Genomic DNA, 18,015 nt, shown 5'->3' on the forward strand with positions numbered 1-18,015 from the left:
AAAGATCTGAGGGGTGTTCCCACGGGCCGGTCACCGGCTCTACCAGAAATCAGGGCCTTCCTTGAACCCAAGCCGGCAGCTCGAATTGATCTGCGTCAATGACCGACGAGCCCGCTGATTGCGGTTCCCGGATTGTAACGTATAATTAAAAACAACCGTCCAGTCGTTTGTTTTCAAATTTCACGATGCAAGCCAACTCAGAGGCGCGAACGAACCCGGCACATCGGGATGTGACACAGGAAGAGCACCTAATCAACCAGCCAGGGGACACGGGGATGCACATATCAACAAGGAGATGAAGTGGACTTGACAGCACTTGCAAGCAGGAAAAGAAGGCCTGCGGACATCGGCCACGAACTCCGCATTGCGTGGGTGGCAGCTATCCCCTCCTCTGCAACCAGACCCTCTTCAGCCCGATACCCGTACGGAACGTGACCATGCCCCCAGCTTCCCTGTTGTTTCCTGCGTTCAGCTTGCGCACTGCCTCGTTGGCCCTGAGCGCCGTCGTCTTGACCGGCTGCATGTCGCTCGCTCCGGCGCCAGACACCCCGCCGCTGCCCGTGCCCGAAGCCTGGCCTGCGCATCTTGGATCAGGCACCGACGGTGCCCACGCGGGAGAACTTGCCTGGCAGGCCTACTTCACGGACCCTTTGCTGCAACGCCTCATCGAGACCGCGCTGGAGAACAACCGCGATCTGCGCCTGGCCGCGCTGCGTGTCGAGGAAGCCAGCGCCGCATTCCGCATTCAGCGCTCGGATCGATTTCCTGCCGTGGGCATGGGTGCCCAGGGTGGACGCGCCCGCGTCCCTGGCGATCTGAACATGTCGGGCCGGTCGCAGGTGGGCGGCGAATATCGGGCCGAGGTGGGTTTGAGCACCTGGGAGCTGGATCTGTGGGGCCGGGTCCGCAACCTGGAAGACGCCGCCCTGCAAAGCTGGCTGGCTTCCGACGCGGCCCGCCAGGCCGTCCACCTGGCGCTAATCGCCCAGGTGGCCGACGGTTATCTTGGCTTGCGCGAGATAGACGAACGCGTGGCTATCGCCCGTCAAACCGTCGCGACCCGCGAGGAGTCCTATCGCATTTTCCGGCGCCGCGTTGAAGTCGGCTCGACCTCGAAGCTGGACCTCACTCAAGTCCAAACTTTGCTGAACCAGGCTCAGGCGCTGCTAACCCAGCTTGAGCAAGCACGCGCCACGCAACTGCACGCGCTGGCACTGCTGGTAGGTGCCGATCCTGGCCCGCTGCCCACCAAGGCACCCTTCGATGAAACAACGGTGCTGGCCGAACTCCGGGCCGGCCTGCCCTCGGAGCTGCTGGTCAGTCGCCCGGACATCATTTCCGCCGAACACCAATTGCGTGCCGGCGATGCCAACATCGGCGCGGCCCGTGCGGCGTTCTTGCCGCGCATTGCGCTGACCGGCAGCTTCGGCACGGCCAGTTCCGATCTTGACGGCCTGTTCGATTCCGGCAGCCGCGCCTGGACCTTCATGCCCACCCTGTCGCTGCCCATCTTCGATGGCGGGCGGCGGCGCGCCAACCTGGAACTGAGCGAAGTGCGTCGTGACATCGCCGTTGCCGGATACGAGAAGACCATTCAAACGGCCTTTCGCGAGGTGGCCGATGCACTGAGCGCCAAGTACTGGCTGGCTGAGCAATTGACGATCCAGCGGGCCAATCTGGAAGCGCAAAGCGAACGCGCGCGGCTGGCCCAGTTGCGCTACGACAACGGCTCGGCCGCTTTCCTGGAGGTGCTGGACGCCCAACGCGATCTGCTGGATGCCGGACAACAACTGGTGCAGGCGCGCCGTGCGCTGCTGTCTAGCCAGGTGGCACTGTATGCCGCGCTCGGCGGCGGCACCCTCGCAGCAACCGACGGGGCGCAGGGTGCGACCTCGGCGCCCGCTCCCACCCCATCAATCCGTTAAGGCACGCCGAACCCATGACCTTCTCACCCTCTCTCAAGAAAAAACTCCTGGTCGCTGCCGCCGCAGCTGTTGTTGTCGCGCTGGCCTGGTGGGGCTGGACGAAGTTTGCCGATACCGGCCCCGGCAAAGGATTCGTCAACGGCAATGGCCGCATCGAAGCCACGGAGATCGACATCGCCACCAAGCTGCCCGGACGTATCGAAGACATTCTGGTCCGTGAAGGCGATTTCGTCTCAGCGGGCCAGCCACTGGCCAGGATGCAACTGGAAACGCTTGAGGCGCAGCGCGACGAAGCCTTCGCCATGCGTGAACAGGCCGAGCATTCTGTGACCGCAGCACAGGCCCAGGTGGCGCTGCGTGAAGCCGACGTGGTTGCGGCGCAGGCACTCGTCGGCCAGCGCGAGTCGGAGCTCGATGCCGCGCAACGGCGGCTGAAACGTTCGCAGACATTATCCCAAGAAGGCGCCGCCTCGATACAAGAGTTGGACGATGACCGGGCGCGCGTGCGGGGCGCACAGGCGACGCTCGCGGCCAGCAAAGCCCAGACCGCCGCTGCCCGCGCCGCGGTCGAGGCCGCCAAGGCGCAGCTCGTAGGTGCAAGGTCCAGCGTGTCCGCTGCCACGGCCAGCATCAACCGCATCGAAGCCGACATACGCGATAGCGAACTGCGCTCGCCGCGTGACGGTCGGGTGCAGGTGCGGGTGGCGCAACCCGGCGAGGTGCTGGGAGCGGGCGGACGCGTCCTGAATCTTATCGACCTGTCGGACGTCTACATCACCTTCTTCCTGCCCGAGACCGTGGCCGGCCGCGTCGCGCTGGGTTCCGAGGTCCGCATCATTCTGGATGCCGCGCCGGAGTATGTGATACCAGCCACTGTTTCCTTCGTCGCCAGCGCGGCGCAGTTCACCCCCAAAACGGTCGAAACCGCCAGCGAGCGGCAGAAGCTGATGTTCCGCGTGCGCGCGCAGATTTCGCAGGAGCTGCTGCGTGAACACCTGCAGCAGGTCAAGACCGGTTTGCCCGGCGTGGCCTGGGTCAAGCTCGACGCCAATGCCGAGTGGCCTCAAAACCTGTCCCTTCGCGTGCCGGAGTAAGGTATGAGCCACAGTGCGAGTGCGCAGCCCACGACCGTTGCAAGCGTCCGTCAGGTGCGCTTGCGTTACGGCGACGTCATCGCCCTGGATGGCATCGATCTGGACATTCCCGCCGGACGGATGGTCGGCCTGATCGGCCCCGACGGCGTGGGCAAATCCAGTCTGCTCTCATTGCTGGCGGGTGTGCGCATCATCCAGGAGGGCACGGTCGAGGTGCTGGGTGGCGACATGGCCAGCAAGGCCCATCGCAATAAAGTGTGCCCGCGCATCGCCTACATGCCGCAGGGACTGGGCAAGAACCTGTACCCGACGCTCTCGGTCGAGGAAAATCTGCAGTTCTTCGCGCGCCTGTTCGGTCATGGCTCTGCGGAACGCCGCCAGCGTATCGATGAGCTCACTCAGGCCACTGGCCTGCTCAAATTCCTGGAGCGCCCGGCAGGCAAGCTCTCCGGGGGCATGAAGCAGAAACTCGGCCTGTGCTGCGCACTGATTCACGACCCGGATTTTCTGATTCTCGATGAGCCGACGACCGGAGTGGATCCGCTGGCGCGCGCACAGTTCTGGGACCTGATCGAGCGCATCCGCGCCGATCGCCCCGGCATGAGCGTGATCGTGGCTACCGCCTACATGGATGAGGCACAGCGCTTCGACTGGCTCGCCGCCATCGACGACGGCAAGGTCCTCGCCACCGGTACGCCGAAGGAATTGCTGGAGAAAACAAACAGCCCGAACCTGGAAGAGGCATTCATCCGCCTGCTCCCGGAAGAGAAAAAGCGCGGACACCAAGCGGTTGTCATTCCGCCTCTGCCTGAGGACGGCGCGGACGATATCGCCATCGAAGCCGAGGGGCTGACCATGCGCTTTGGCGACTTCGTTGCTGTCGACAGTGTCTCCTTCCGTATCCGGCGCGGTGAGATCTTCGGCTTCCTCGGCTCCAATGGTTGCGGCAAGTCCACGACCATGAAGATGCTCACCGGCCTGCTGCCGGCGAGCGAGGGCCGGGCCTGGCTGTTCGGCCACGAAGTCGATCCGCATGACCTGGACACCCGCCGCCGTGTCGGCTACATGTCGCAGGCATTCTCGCTCTACAGTGAACTCACGGTACGCCAGAATCTGGAGTTGCACGCCAAGCTGTTCAGTGTGTCCCCGAACGATATTCCGGGCCGCGTGGACGAGATGGTGGAGCGCTTTGGGCTGGCGGACGTCATCGACAGCCTGCCGGCCAGTCTGCCGCTGGGCATACGCCAGCGCCTGTCGCTGGCCGTTGCCATGGTGCACAAGCCCGAGCTGCTGATTCTGGACGAGCCGACCTCCGGCGTCGACCCGGTGGCGCGTGATGCGTTCTGGCGGCTGCTTATTGAATTGTCGCGGCGCGACCGGGTGACGGTCTTCATTTCCACTCACTTTATGAACGAGGCCGAACGCTGCGACCGCATGTCGATGATGCATGCCGGCAAGGTGCTCGACAGCGACGTGCCCGCCAGACTGGTCGAGAAACGCGGCGCCAAAACCCTTGAAGAGGCCTTCATCGGCTACCTCCTCGAAGCCGAGGGCGGCACAGCCGCCCCGCCCAGCCAGCCTGAGGCCGACAATCACGAGGAGCCGCCATCCGCGGTACCCGCTGAACACCGCGGGCACCGCTCTGGAGGCTTCAGCTTGCAGCGCATGTTCAGCTATCTATGGCGCGAGACCCTGGAGCTGCAGCGGGATCCGGTCCGCGCTACCCTGGCGCTGGGCGGTTCGCTGCTGCTGATGTTCGTGATCGGCTTCGGCATCACCATGGACGTCGAGGATCTGAGTTATGCGGTGCTCGATCGCGACCAGACCACGCTAAGCCAGAGCTACACGTTGAACCTGGCCGGCTCGCGCTACTTTACCGAGCACGCGCCGATCGTCGACTACGACGATCTTGACCGGCGCATGCGCAGCGGCGAACTGTCGCTGGCCATTGAGATCCCCCCTGGCTTCAGCCGCGACGTGTTGCGGGGCCAGAACGTGCAGATCGGCGCCTGGCTCGACGGCGCCATGCCGCAACGCGCGGAAACCGTGCAGGGCTACGTTCAAGGCATGCACCAGCACTGGCTACTCGTACAGGCCAGCGAACGCAGCGGCGCCAGCGCCGCAGGCAATGCGAGCGTCGAGACGCGCTTTCGCTACAACCCCGATGTCAAGAGTCTGCCAGCCATGGTGCCGGCGGTGATCCCTCTGCTGCTGCTCATGCTGCCGGCCATGCTGACTGCGCTGGCGGTGGTGCGCGAGAAAGAAACCGGGTCGATCACCAATCTGTACGTGACGCCGGTCACGCGCATCGAGTTCCTGCTTGGCAAGCAACTGCCCTATGTCGGTCTGGCCATGGTGAACTTCCTGCTGATGAGCCTGCTCGCGGTCACCGTCTTCGGTGTGCCGGTCACGGGCAGCTTCTTCACCCTGTCGCTGGCCGCGCTGATCTTCTCCTTCGCCGCGACAGGCATGGGGCTGCTGGCCTCGGCCGTCACGCGCAGCCAGATCGCCGCCATGTTCTTTGCCATGATCGGCACCATCATTCCGGCCACCCAGTTCGCCGGCCTGATCGATCCCGTGTCCTCGCTTGAAGGCTCCAGCAAGTTCATCGGCGAGATCTACCCCGCCACGCACATGATCTCCATCAGCCGTGGCGTGTTCAGCAAAGCGCTCGGCCTGGCCGATCTGGCGGGGCCGTTGTGGTCGATGCTGCTGTCGGTTCCGGTGATTCTCGGTGCGGCCGTTTTGCTACTCAAGAAGCAGGAGCGCTGAGATGAGCGGAAGAAACGTTGCCAACATCTACGACCTCGGTGTCAAGGAGCTGTGGAGCCTTTGGCGTGATCCGATGATGCTCGTACTCATCGTCTATGTGTTCACCGCGTCGGTCTACACCTCGGCCACGTCCATGCCGGAGACGCTGCACAACGCGCCCATCGCCATCGTCGACGAGGATAATTCGGCGCTGTCCCAGCGGATTGCCTCGGCCTTCTACCCGCCGCAGTTCACGCCACCGGCCATGATCGACTATGGGGACGTGGACCCGGGCATGGATGCGGGGCTGTACACCTTCGCCCTGGTCATTCCGCCCAACTTCCAGCGTGACGTGCTGGCGGGGCGATCACCCGCCGCGCAGCTCAATGTCGACGCCACCCGCATGAGCCAGGCCTTCACCGGCAGTGGCTATATCCAGCAGATCTTCACCGGTGAAGTCAATGAGTTCGTCAAGCGTTACCGCGGCACCGACGCGCCACCCGTGGATCTGGCATTGCGCGCCCGCTTCAACCCCGCGCTCGACAAGGCCTGGTTCGGCTCGGTGGTGCAGATCATCAACCACATCACGCTGTTGTCCATCATCCTGACCGGCGCGGCGCTGATCCGGGAGCGCGAGCACGGCACCATCGAGCACCTGCTGGTGATGCCGGTCACGCCCGCGCAGATCATGCTCTCCAAGGTCTGGTCGATGGCCCTGGTCGTGCTGATCGCCTCCTTCCTGTCCCTCAATCTCATGGTGCGCGGCGTTCTGGGCGTTCCCGTCGAGGGTTCCATTGCGCTGTTCTTCGCTGGCGCGGCGCTCAGTCTGTTCGCCACCACCTCGATGGGCATCTTCATCGCCACCCTGGCGCGCAACATGCCCCAATTCGGCATGTTGATGATGCTCACCATCATGCCGCTGCAGATGCTTTCGGGTGGGTCTACCCCGCGCGAGAGCATGCCCGAGATCGTGCAGAACATCATGCTGATCGCACCCACCACCCATTTCGTGGAGCTGAGCCAGGCCATCCTCTACCGGGGCGCTGGCCTGGAGACGGTATGGCAGCCCTTCCTGGCGCTGGCCCTGATCGGCACGGTGCTGTTTTTCCTGTCGTTAGCACGCTTTCGCAAAACGATCGGCCAGATGGCCTGATCGTTTGACCGCCCGAGTGGGCACTCAACCCAGTAAGGAGTTTGACCATGAGCAATGAAACCATCCCTCCCAACCTGTTCAAGGCGAACCTGGAACTGCAGCTGCGCCTCCAACGCCTGATGCAGGAAAACGGCCAGCAATGGCTGGAGAACGCCGTGCGCGCGGGCAAAGACGGCATTGCCGAGTCCGGCGCGGAAATCGAAAGCCTGCTTAAGGCGGAGAACTGGCAGGAACTGGCCACGCTGCCCGCACAAACCTTCTGGCGTCAGTTTCAGCACCACGTGGGCGGCGCGCAGGCGCTGACACAAGTCGCGATCAAGAACCAGACAACCTTCACCCAAGGCCTGCAAAAAGCCATTCAAGACTGGCAGAAATCGGTTACGCAGGCCGTAGGCCAGGGCGATGCGGTACTCCCGTTCCAGGATATTTTCAAACAGTGGGGAGCCGTGTGGGCCTCGGCCCAGGACAAGGAGGCACCGGGCAAGACCGGTGGCCGCAATGCCGGCTGAACAACGCACCGCCCTGGTCACGGGCGGCAACGGTGGCCTGGGCGAGGCCATCGCCCGGGCCTTACACGATGCTGGCCATACCGTGATCGTCGTCCACTCGCCAGGCAATGCCAGCATCGGCGCGTGGTTGGAAGCCCAGGCGGGTGAAGGTTACAACTTCATCGCCTACGGCGCGGATGTGGCCGACCATGCCTCCTGCCAGGAGCTGGCCGGCCTCATTCAAGCAGACGGTCACCACATCGACATTCTGGTCAACAACGCGGGCATCACGCGTGATGCTACGTTCCGCAAGCTGAGCTACGCCGATTGGGATGCGGTCCTGCGCGTCAATCTCGACTCCGTTTTCAACGTCACTCGGCCATTCATTGACGGCATGCTCGAAAGGGGCTGGGGCAGGATCATCAACATCTCCTCCATCAACGGCTCGAAGGGGCAGTTCGGCCAAACCAACTACTCCGCCGCGAAAGCCGGGATGCATGGATTCACCAAAGCCCTCGCGCAGGAGGTGGCGCGCAAGGGCGTGACGGTCAACACCGTCTCGCCGGGGTATCTGGATACGAAGATGGTGACGAGCATGTCGGAGGAAGTGGTCAAGCAGGTGGTTGCCGGTATTCCCGTGGGTCGTCTGGGACGGCCTGAGGAAATCGCCGCACTGGTTGCATTCATCGCCAGCGAGTCTGCGGGGTTCATGACCGGCAGCAATGCGTCGATGAATGGTGGCCAGCACATGTACTGAGTGAGGAAGGGCCGGCAAGACGATGTGCCTGCGGCCCCTTTCCATTCAATTTTTCAGTTTCATCATAGAGGGAATGCCCATCGCCATGAATCGAGACACCACGACATCACCAACGGCCGATTGGGGGCAGTTGCTGTGGGACCCGTTGCGACTATCGGCGATGGCAAGCGAGTATGCAGTGGATGCCTGGCAGCGGTCCATTCTGTATGCCGACGTTCGCCGCCAACGCGGCAACCAGTACCAGGAGCATTTGCAGGAGCAGACGCCGAACGTACTCGACTTCGCCTCTGAGGTCATCATGTCCGGGCTGGACCTTCCGCAGCCGGTCAACTATGGCCTCGTACGTATCCTGCCGCCAGCCGACACGCCGAGCGATCCCCACAAGCGACCGTTCGTGGTGGTCGATCCACGCGCGGGCCACGGCCCAGGCATCGGCGGCTTCAAACCCGATAGCGAGGTCGGCGCGGCCCTCAAGGCTGGCCATCCCTGCTACTTCGTAGGCTTTCTGCCCGATCCCGTTCCCGGCCAGACCGTCGAAGACGTCATGCGCGCCGAAGCGGCCTTCGTGCGCAAGGTCGGCGAGCTGCACCCCGACAGCCGCGGCAAGCCTGCGGTCATCGGCAATTGCCAGGCAGGCTGGCAGATCCTGATGGCAGCCGCCGTCTGGCCCGAACTGTTCGGACCGATCATCGTGGCCGGTGCGCCGCTGTCGTACTGGGCGGGCGACATGCCGATGCGCTACGCGGGCGGTCTGACCGGCGGTAGCTGGTTGACGGCATTGACCAGCGATCTGGGCGCCGGCCGCTTCGACGGCGCCTGGCTGGTACAGAACTTCGAGAACCTGGACCCGGCCAATACGCTGTGGAGCAAACAGTACAACCTGTACGCCAAGGTCGACACGGAAGGCCCGCGCTACTTGCAATTCGAGAAGTACTGGGGCGGCCACGTGTTCCTGAACGATGTGGAAATACAGTACATCGTCGATAACCTGTTCATCGGCAACAAACTGAGTACGGCGCAGCTGGTGACGTCTGATGGCGTGCGCATCGACCTGCGCAATATTCGCTCGCCGATCGTGGTGTTCTGCTCCTATGGGGACAACATCACGCCACCGCCCCAGGCCCTGGGCTGGATCACCGATCTGTACCGCAACGATCTGGACGTGATGGGGCATGACCAGACCATCGTCTACGCCACCCATGACAGCATCGGGCATCTGGGTATCTTCGTCTCCGGCAGCGTCGGGCGTAAAGAGCACCAGGAGTTCGCCGCCAACATCGACGTCATCGACGTGCTGCCGGCCGGTATCCACCGCATGCTGGTCGATGAAAATCCCGACGGGTCGCAGGAAGGCGAGCCGACCGGGAACGCCTACCTGACTCGGATCCAGCGCAGCAACATCGATGAAGTCCGTGAGATCGTCCGTCCCGACCCTGAGAACGATCGCCGGTTCGCCGCCGTTGCGCGGATCTCCGAGGTCAACCTGGCTTGCTACCGCAGCTTCGTGCAGCCATGGATGCGTGCCCTGGTCACGGACCAGGGTGCGAAGTGGCTGGAGCCGCTGCATCCGCTGCGCATGGGCTATGAATTGTGGTCTGACAGGCATCCGCTCGCCGCCGCAGTACATGAGGCTGCGCAACACGTGCGCGACCATCGTCAGCCCGTCTCCGAGGCCAACCCTTTCCTGCAACTGCAGGCGCAGTTTTCCACCGCCGTCGAACAGATGCTGGATCAATTCCGTGATTGCCGCGACCAGATCTACGCACAGGCGTTTGACACGCTGTACAGCCTGCCGCTGGTGCAGGCCATGACTGGACAGAGCCTGCACGACGATGCACCGCCGCGACCCCATCCCAGCGAGACGCCCGAGCATCGCCAGTATCTGGCGCAAGAGTTGACACGGCTCGAAGCGGATATTCACAGCGGCGGGATCACCGAAGCCTCCATACGGGCGCTGTTCTTTGTGCTTGCAGCGCGTGGCGAGGCCGACGGGCGGCACTTCCGGCACGCAGAGGAAGTCGCGCGCCCCCATTTGGCAAACGACTTCGACATGCAGGTCTTTCGCCACCTCGTTCGTCGGCAGGCTTTGCTCATGAGGCTCGACGAGGACGCCACGGTGTCCGCCATCCCCGGATTGCTCAACGGCATAGCGCCCGATGACATCCGCCAGGTGGCGGGAATGATCGTGCAAGTGATTGGCAGCGGCGGTGTGCTGTCCGCACAAGAACAAGCCAGGCTGGAACAGGTTTCTACCTTGTTCGAGCAGGCCGAGCGCCAAGCGCAGGCGGCTTCGGCGCCCGCCGTGACAAGTCCCGCCACTGATACCTCCGCTACGGTCGTGGACGCGAAGTCGACAACCGCCATGCCACGCTCTGCCAGTGGCACATCCGCTGCGGTCGAGGATGCGAATGCGGCGCCAGCCATGCCGAGCTCCGCCAGTGACACCTCCGCTCCGGCCATAAACACGACCTCCAAGACATCCTCTCCAAAGCCTAAGGCGCCTCAGAAGAAAACTGCTGCGCAGAAAACTGTGTCCAAGACGCCAGCCGCCCCGCGGACAAGTCAAACACGGCGAGGGAAAGGCAAATGACGACGTCCTCCGCACCGGTCGATGGCGCCGCCGACGCATTGCAGGTTCTGCGCAACCGCACCTTCGACGAGATCGCCATCGGCGACAGCGCCAGCCTCGAACGCACGTTTTCGCCGCAAGACATCCACATGTTCGCGCTGCAATCGGGCGATGTGGATCCGGAATCTTCGGTGTCTTCGCCCTCGCGGGACACCACGGAGGCCATTTGTGCAAACGTCCTGATCTCGGCTGTGCTGGGAACACGCCTGCCGGGGCCTGGAACCCAATATGTCAGCCAGAACCTGCGCTTGCTCGGAGCCGTTCGGCCCGGCGACAGGCTGACCGTGCAGATGCAGGTGAGCAGCAAGGACACGGCCACCCATCACGTCACGCTGGACTGCACCTGCACCAGCCAGGAGGGGGTGGCGATTTTCCAAGGCCAGGTAGAGGTCGTAGCGCCCACTGAGCGCATTGAAAGAACGCGCACGGCGTTGCCGGAAATCCATCCGGATGCGCAGGGCCGCACAGGCCTGCAGCACCTGCTGGCGCATGTCGCGCACTTGCAACCGATTCGGGTAGCCGTCGTCCATCCGTGCGATGTCCCCAGCCTGTCCGCTGCGCTTGAAGCGCGCCACGCGGGGTTGATCGAGCCGGTGCTGGTCGGGCCACGAGGGCGGCTCGAAGCAGTCGCCACCGAGGCCGGGCTGGATCTGGCCGACGTCGCCATTGTGGACGTCCCGCACAGCCACGCCGCTGCGCAGCAAGCCGTCGCCTTGGCAGCCGCAGGTGAAGTCGAAGCCCTGATGAAAGGGAGCCTGCACACCGACGAGCTGATGTCCGCGCTGGTTTCGGCAGCAGCGGGGTTGCGCACCAAGCGCCGGGTCAGCCATTGCTTCCTGTTGCAGACACCGGCCTATCCGCGCCCGTTCATCGTCACCGATGCAGCGATCAATATCGCCCCGACTCTGGAACAGAAGGCAGACATCATCCGCAACGCCATCGAGCTGGCGCAGGTGATCGGCGTGCGCGAACCCAAGGTCGCAATCCTGGCCGCAGTCGAGACGGTCAGCCCGACGATGACGGCCACGCTCGACGCGGCGGCGCTGTGCAAGATGGCCGATCGCGGCCAGATCACTGGCGGCCTGCTCGACGGGCCGTTGGCCTTCGACAACGCGATCTCCATCGCCGCTGCGCGCACCAAGGGGATCGTCTCCGAGGTCGCCGGGCAGGCCGACATCCTTGTCGTGCCTGACCTGGAGAGCGGCAACATGCTTGCCAAGCAGTTGATATTCCTGGGCGGCGCAGCCAGCGCCGGAATCGTCCTCGGAGCGAAAGTGCCGGTCATTCTGACCAGCCGCGCCGACTCGCGCGATACACGCATCGCCTCATGCGCGATTGCACTGATGCTGGCGCACCACTATCGGCTGTCACCCCCGTGAATCGACTTATCAGCAACGTATCCACCCCATTGGAGGAAACACTATGAAGTACTCATTTTCTGGCCGCGTAGCCCTGGTCACCGGTGCAGGATCCGGCATTGGCGAGGCCATCGCGCGACTTCTTGCGAGTAACGGCGTGAGTGTCGTCGTCTCGGATGTCAGCGCCGACAATGCGCAGCGCGTCGCCAAGCTCATCAGCGCCGATGGCGGCCAAGCCGTGGCCAATGTGGCCGACGTGGCACGCATCAATGACGTTGAGGCTGCTGTGGCCTGCGCAGTCGATATGTTCGGCGGCCTTCATTTTGCGGTCAACAACGCCGGTATCAGTGGCGACCAGAGCCCAGTGGGGGAACTGGATCCTGCCGCCTGGAGCCGGGTAATCGATATCAACCTGAACGGCGTGTTCTATGGCCTGCGCCATCAGATTCCCGCCATCCTGCGTTCGGGTGGCGGCGCCATCGTCAACGTCTCTTCGATCCTGGGGGTGGTCGGCGATGCAGGAAACCCAGCGTACGTCGCAGCCAAGCACGCTGTTACCGGGCTGACCCGCTCGGCAGCGCTGGCCTATGCGGCCAAGGGAGTCCGGATCAACTCGATCCATCCCGGTTACGTGCGGACGCCCATCCTGGATTTCCTCGACGAATCGGCCCTTCAGGAAGCTGTTGGCCTGCATCCGATCGGCCGTCTGGGCACCCCGGACGAAATCGCCCATGCCGTGGCGTTTTTGCTATCGGAAGGAAGCAGCTTCTTTGCGGGCACCCAGCTCATCGCCGACGGCGGCTATACGGCACGCTGAATCTGACGACGATGAGCGTGCAGGCATATCCGAACACCGTGGCGACGTCACCGTGGCCGGGCAAAAAGAGGACGACATGATGGATGCGACCACGGCCCGCTCCGGACGCCCCGGGCACGGACTGATCCTTGTACTGAACTGCGGTTCATCCAGCATCAAGTTTGCGGTATTCGACCCTTCGGCCACGCCACTGCCTCGCCAGGCGTTGTGGAATGGCAAAGTGCTGGGAATCGGCGGCGCCGATCCGGATTTCGAAGAGACCGGGGTTGCGCCGTTCCCGATCAAACTGGACACGGCACATCCCTATCGTGCCGCGCTGCGCATCATCCGCGATCGCGTCAGTCAGCGGCTCGACGGCCGCCGGATAGGTGCGGTCGCTCATCGGATCGTCCACGGTGGCAGCAGGTATTTCGAGCCAGTGCGGGTGGACGCCCAGGTGCTCACCGATCTGCAGGGATACATCCCGCTGGCGCCACTGCACCAGCCGTTCGCGCTGGAAGCCATCGATATTCTGCTGCGCGAACAGCCGGAGCTGCCTCAGGTGGCCTGCTTCGACACCGGCTTCCATCACACCATCCCCAAGCTCGAGCAGCTCCTGCCGTTGCCCTACGCCGCATGGGAGCGCGGTCTGCGCCGGTACGGATTTCACGGCCTGTCGTATGAGTACATGGCTGAGGCTTTGCCCGAACGCCATGGCGACGCGGCGCGCAGGCGCACCATCGTTGCCCACCTGGGCAGTGGCGCCAGCCTGTGTGCTATGCAAGGACTCAAAAGCGTGGCCACCACCATGGGTTTCTCCGCGCTTGACGGGCTGATGATGGGCACCCGCACCGGTGCGCTCGATCCAGGCGCCGTGCTCTACCTGATGGAGATCGAGAAGCTTTCACTGGAACAAGTGGGGCGTGTCCTCTATCACGAGTCCGGTCTGCTCGGCGTTTCGGGAATCTCGGCCGAGCCGCGCGTCATTGTCCGGCACGAGAACGATGAAGGTGAAACGGGTGAGCGAGCGCGCTTGGCGCTGGACCTCTACGTGCGTCGCATCGTGCGCGAGATCGGTGCCTTGGTTGCTGTTCTGGGCGGTCTGGACATGCTGGTGTTCACGGCAGGTGTCGGTGAACACAATGCGTTCATTCGCGAGCGCATCGGTGCGGCACTGGGTTTTCTGAACATTGCCCTGGATACCGACGCCAATGCCAGCCACGCGGCGACGATTTCCAGCGACCACAGCCAGGTCATCGTGGCGATCGAACCCACCAATGAAGAGTGGATCGCCGCCAGCCATGCGCTGTCCTGCCTGGACAGGGAGAAGGTGCGATGAAGATCGATGCCTTCCATGGATTCACGCTCGCCATTCTGCTGTTGTTTGTGGGCAAGGGCTTGGTAGCGCGTTCGGGCATCTTGCGTCGATACAGCATCCCGGAATCCTTGGTGGGCGGCTTGGCTTGCGCCTTGGTTGTCTTCGTCCTGTACTACGGGATGGGGGTCACGGTCAGTTTCGATCTGGAAGCGCGCGATGCGCTGCTGCTGTACTTCTTTGCCGCCATTGGACTGAGTACCGACGCCCGCACACTGCGCCATGGTGGACGGCCTTTGCTGATCCTGTCGGGGTTGGCCATCGGGTTCATGGTGCTGCAGAACCTCGTCGGGATGGAGACGGCCCGCGCATTCGGCCTGGATCCGCGCGCCGGTCTCATGGTCGGTTCGATTTCCCTGACCGGAGGGGTGGGCACCACCTTGGCCTGGTCCGATTACTTCGTTCAAAACCTCGGCATTGCGCAAGCGCAGGAACTGGGGTTGGCGGCGAACATGATCGGCCTGATCGCGGCCTGCACCATCGGCGGCCCGATCGCAGGTCTGCTCATGCGCAGGCATCGACTTCGAGCCTCCGGAGACAGCGCCCTGGAAATTGGCACGCTGCACAGCGATGAGCAGCATGCCCGCCTGGACTACTACGGCGTGCTGCTGGCATTGCTCTGGCTCAACTGCGCCTTGATGTTGGGCTCAGGAATCAATGCCTTGGTCGCGCTTACCCCTGTCACGCTGCCCGCCTTTGTGGGCTGCCTGCTGGCCGGAATTCTCCTGCGCATGGTGGCCGACTGGATGAGGCCGAGTGGGCGCGGGCGTTTATGGAACTGGCCAAGCATGCAGCCAGGCATCGCCCTGGTCTCCGACATGTCATTGGGCCTGTTTCTGACCATGGCGCTGATGGGGCTCAGGCTCTGGGAACTGCAGCCTGTGCTTGCCTTCATCACGGTGGCGATGCTGGTGCAGATCATCTTGGTCATCGCGTTCGTTTTTCTGATCGTTTTTCGGGCAATGGGCAAGGATTACCAGGCTGCAGTGATGTGTGCCGGTTTCGGCGGAATCGCGCTGGGCTCTACCGCCACCGCCATCGCCAACATGACGGCGGTCACTCGGGAGCATGGCGCTGCGCGCGAGGCGTTCATTGTGGTGCCCCTGGTGTGCGGGTTCGTCATCGACATTGCGAACGCACTGGTGATCAGCCTGATGGCCGGTTAAGACGAAAGAATTAACGGAATGCGCCGGCAGGCGGAGACATCTCTAGCACGCTGGCACGGTGTCATCGCAAAAGCGCTGGTGACATGAGTGCCGGTGTGCATGAACACAAGCGAGCACAACTACCCCCGTGTTCAAACGAGGGCGCTCCATCTATTTGAATAGCAATTGAGGTAATGCGTTTTGACAAAAAACAAGAAAGGTAATACTTCATCGACAATCGTTCCGGCACTGGATATGCAAGCGCATATGGCTTGGGCCCAGGCTTGGTCCTCAATTTCACCTGAATCGTCGCTGTTGGCTTGGACGGACTGGGCAAGCCATTTAGCGAACAGCCCCGGAAAGCAATCGGAGCTTTTGTCTTTTGCAGGCTCCTTGTCTGAGCAATGGATGTCTCTGCTGAAAAAGAGCTTGGTCAGTCCGGACCAGGAAGTTGCATCTCCTGAACCGTCACCTACCAATGACCGTCGTTTCAACGATCCGGCATGGGATCAATGGCCCTACAACCTTTTCCGCAGTTCCTTTCTTATTCAATCCAAATGGTGGGAGCAAGCCACGCAAGGTGTATGGGGTGTTGATCCACAACACGAACGCCTATTGGCGTTTGGCGCAAAGCAATGGCTGGAAATGGTATCGCCGACCAACTCTGCGCTTTTTAACCCCGTTGTCCTGAAAAAAACGATAGAAGAACAAGGCGCCAACCTGGCGCGTGGCATGTCCAACTTTCTCGATGACCTGCGCCGACAACTATCCGGTGAGCCTCCTGCGGGAACCGAGAACTTCGTCGTTGGGCGCGACGTGGCGGTGACGGAAGGAAAAGTCGTACTGAGGAATCAATTAATCGAGTTGATTCAATACACGCCCACTACCGCGAAAGTCCATCCTGAGCCAATACTGATCATTCCTGCCTGGATCATGAAGTACTACGTACTCGATCTATCTCCCCATAACTCGCTGATACGGTATCTGGTTGCGCAAGGGCATACGGTTTTTTGCATCTCCTGGAGAAATCCGGATGCTGAGGATCGAGATTTGGGCATGGATGAGTATCTTGAGTTCGGCTTGCGTGCGGCGCTGGACGCCGTGACATCCATCGTCCCCGAGCAGGGAATCCACGCGGCTGGTTATTGCCTGGGCGGAACGCTACTGGCCATTGGTGCTTCAGCCATGGCGCGTGATGGCGATACGCGGCTGGTGTCGGTAAGCCTGCTTGCCGCACAGACGGACTTCAGCGAACCGGGCGAGCTGAGTCTTTTCATCAACGAGAGTCAAGTGGCGCTGTTGGAAGCCAGCATGGCTCAAACCGGTTATTTGACCTCCGACCAGATGAGCGGAGCTTTTCAGCTACTGCGCTCCTACGATCTCATATGGTCTCGCATGATTGACGAATACCTATTGGGCGATCGCCGGCCAATGACCGACCTGATGGCTTGGAATGCCGATGGGACTCGCCTGCCCGCGAAGATGCATTCGCAGTATCTCCGACGCCTTTACCTGAATAACGATCTCAGCGCGGGGCGTTATCCCGTCACGGGTCGCCCCGTTTCAGTGGGAGACATCGCTGTGCCGGTGTTTTGCGTCGGCACTGCCTCGGATCATATTGCGCCTTGGCGCTCGGTTTACAAGCTGCATCTCCTGTCTTCGGCCGAGCTGACTTTCGTGCTGACCACTGGAGGACACAACGGCGGCATCGTGAGCGAGCCCGGCCGAGGTAAGCGCCAATATCAAATCCATACCCGCGCGGCCGGTGATGGATACATGGCGCCGGACGAGTGGCAAGCCACTGCACAGACGCATCTAGATTCGTGGTGGCCGGCATGGTCAGCATGGCTTCGAGAGCGCTCTGGTGAAGGTGTTGCGCCTCCGCTCATGGGGGCCGAATCCCGTGGATATCCCACTATTTGCGACGCCCCGGGGAAATATGTACGCAGCTGAATACGCGCATACCGCGTCCGCTATTGCGACACGCTATGCGCAATATCTATTCGACACCCCACCTACTTTGATAACTGGAGACATTCATGTACTCAAGACTGCTGGTTCCGCTCGACGGAAGTTCTACCGCCAATTTGGCCCTCCACCACGCCGCGGTGCTGGCACGCCTAAGCGGTGCAACCATCATCTTGCTGCACATTATCGAGGAAATGAAGCACAGCAACGGCTTCGAGAGGCCGAGAATTTACCTTGAAGAAGTAAGGCCAGGCTTCCTGGCGGCCGGGCAGAAGCTGCTCGACGAGGCGGCGCTCTGGCTGAGACAGGAAGGCTTGACGGTAGAGACCGTCCTTCTGGAGAGCAAGGGCGAGCGCGTCTCGGTACTTATCGCGCAGCAGGCACTGGCTACCGGATGCGAGCTGGTGGTGCTGGGCACCCACGGACGTCGGGGCGTGGACAGGCTGCTGCTGGGAAGCGATGCCGAGCAGCTCGCTCGGATCGCACCGGTTCCCGTGATGCTGGTACGCCAGCCCCATTCTGTCATTGCTACTGCAACCCCTGGGCACGGTGGCATGCCAGCGTGACGAAAGTTCA

At 62.4% G+C, this 18,015-nt stretch carries 13 protein-coding genes; all 13 read left to right on the forward strand.

The window, feature by feature from the left end:
• Positions 1–437: 437 nt before the first annotated feature.
• The 13 genes from CAL28_RS06630 to CAL28_RS06690 all read left to right on the forward strand — a co-directional run bounded on the left by CAL28_RS06630 (position 438) and on the right by CAL28_RS06690 (position 18,005).
• Positions 438–1,925: an efflux transporter outer membrane subunit gene (locus CAL28_RS06630; RefSeq protein ID WP_094840678.1), complete on the forward strand. Its 1,488-nt coding sequence runs from the start codon at positions 438–440 to the stop codon at positions 1,923–1,925.
• A gap of 14 nt (positions 1,926–1,939) precedes the next feature.
• Complete coding sequence (locus CAL28_RS06635; RefSeq protein ID WP_094840679.1) at positions 1,940–3,019, forward strand: HlyD family secretion protein; 1,080 nt, start codon at positions 1,940–1,942, stop codon at positions 3,017–3,019.
• Positions 3,020–3,022: 3 nt separating this feature from the next.
• On the forward strand, positions 3,023–5,791 hold the full coding sequence (gene rbbA, locus CAL28_RS06640) for a ribosome-associated ATPase/putative transporter RbbA (RefSeq protein WP_094840680.1): 2,769 nt from the start codon (positions 3,023–3,025) through the stop codon (positions 5,789–5,791).
• A gap of 1 nt (position 5,792) precedes the next feature.
• Positions 5,793–6,923 (forward strand): ABC transporter permease, encoded by a 1,131-nt coding sequence (locus CAL28_RS06645; protein ID WP_003296525.1) that lies wholly within the window; start codon positions 5,793–5,795, stop codon positions 6,921–6,923.
• Between the two features lie 47 nt (positions 6,924–6,970).
• A complete protein-coding gene (locus CAL28_RS06650) occupies positions 6,971–7,432 on the forward strand; it encodes a phasin family protein (RefSeq protein WP_094840681.1) in 462 nt (153 codons plus the stop codon).
• A complete protein-coding gene (gene phbB, locus CAL28_RS06655; RefSeq protein WP_003296527.1) occupies positions 7,422–8,168 on the forward strand; it encodes an acetoacetyl-CoA reductase in 747 nt (248 codons plus the stop codon). Before CAL28_RS06650 ends, phbB begins: the two co-directional genes overlap by 11 nt.
• A gap of 85 nt (positions 8,169–8,253) precedes the next feature.
• A complete protein-coding gene (locus CAL28_RS06660; protein ID WP_094840819.1) occupies positions 8,254–10,758 on the forward strand; it encodes a DUF3141 domain-containing protein in 2,505 nt (834 codons plus the stop codon).
• Positions 10,755–12,176, forward strand: coding sequence for a bifunctional enoyl-CoA hydratase/phosphate acetyltransferase (locus CAL28_RS06665; protein ID WP_094840682.1), 1,422 nt, complete (start codon positions 10,755–10,757; stop codon positions 12,174–12,176). The genes CAL28_RS06660 and CAL28_RS06665 overlap by 4 nt, the downstream gene beginning before the upstream one ends.
• A 43-nt stretch (positions 12,177–12,219) precedes the next feature.
• Complete coding sequence (locus CAL28_RS06670) at positions 12,220–12,972, forward strand: SDR family NAD(P)-dependent oxidoreductase (RefSeq protein ID WP_094840683.1); 753 nt, start codon at positions 12,220–12,222, stop codon at positions 12,970–12,972.
• Between the two features lie 76 nt (positions 12,973–13,048).
• Positions 13,049–14,290 carry an acetate/propionate family kinase gene (locus tag CAL28_RS06675; RefSeq protein WP_046482862.1) on the forward strand — a complete coding sequence of 414 codons (1,242 nt, stop codon included), beginning with the start codon at positions 13,049–13,051 and terminating at the stop codon, positions 14,288–14,290.
• On the forward strand, positions 14,287–15,492 hold the full coding sequence (gene gltS / locus CAL28_RS06680) for a sodium/glutamate symporter (protein WP_046482864.1): 1,206 nt from the start codon (positions 14,287–14,289) through the stop codon (positions 15,490–15,492). The genes CAL28_RS06675 and gltS overlap by 4 nt, the downstream gene beginning before the upstream one ends.
• 180 nt (positions 15,493–15,672) lie before the next feature.
• Positions 15,673–17,424, forward strand: a complete 1,752-nt coding sequence (locus tag CAL28_RS06685) for a PHA/PHB synthase family protein (RefSeq protein ID WP_254926032.1) — start codon at positions 15,673–15,675, stop codon at positions 17,422–17,424.
• 86 nt (positions 17,425–17,510) lie between these two features.
• Positions 17,511–18,005, forward strand: a complete 495-nt coding sequence (locus CAL28_RS06690; protein WP_012112369.1) for a universal stress protein — start codon at positions 17,511–17,513, stop codon at positions 18,003–18,005.
• Positions 18,006–18,015 lie beyond the last annotated feature (10 nt).

Origin of the sequence: Bordetella genomosp. 11, assembly GCF_002261215.1 — a bacterium.
Classification (GTDB): Bacteria; Pseudomonadota; Gammaproteobacteria; order Burkholderiales; family Burkholderiaceae_B; genus Bordetella_C.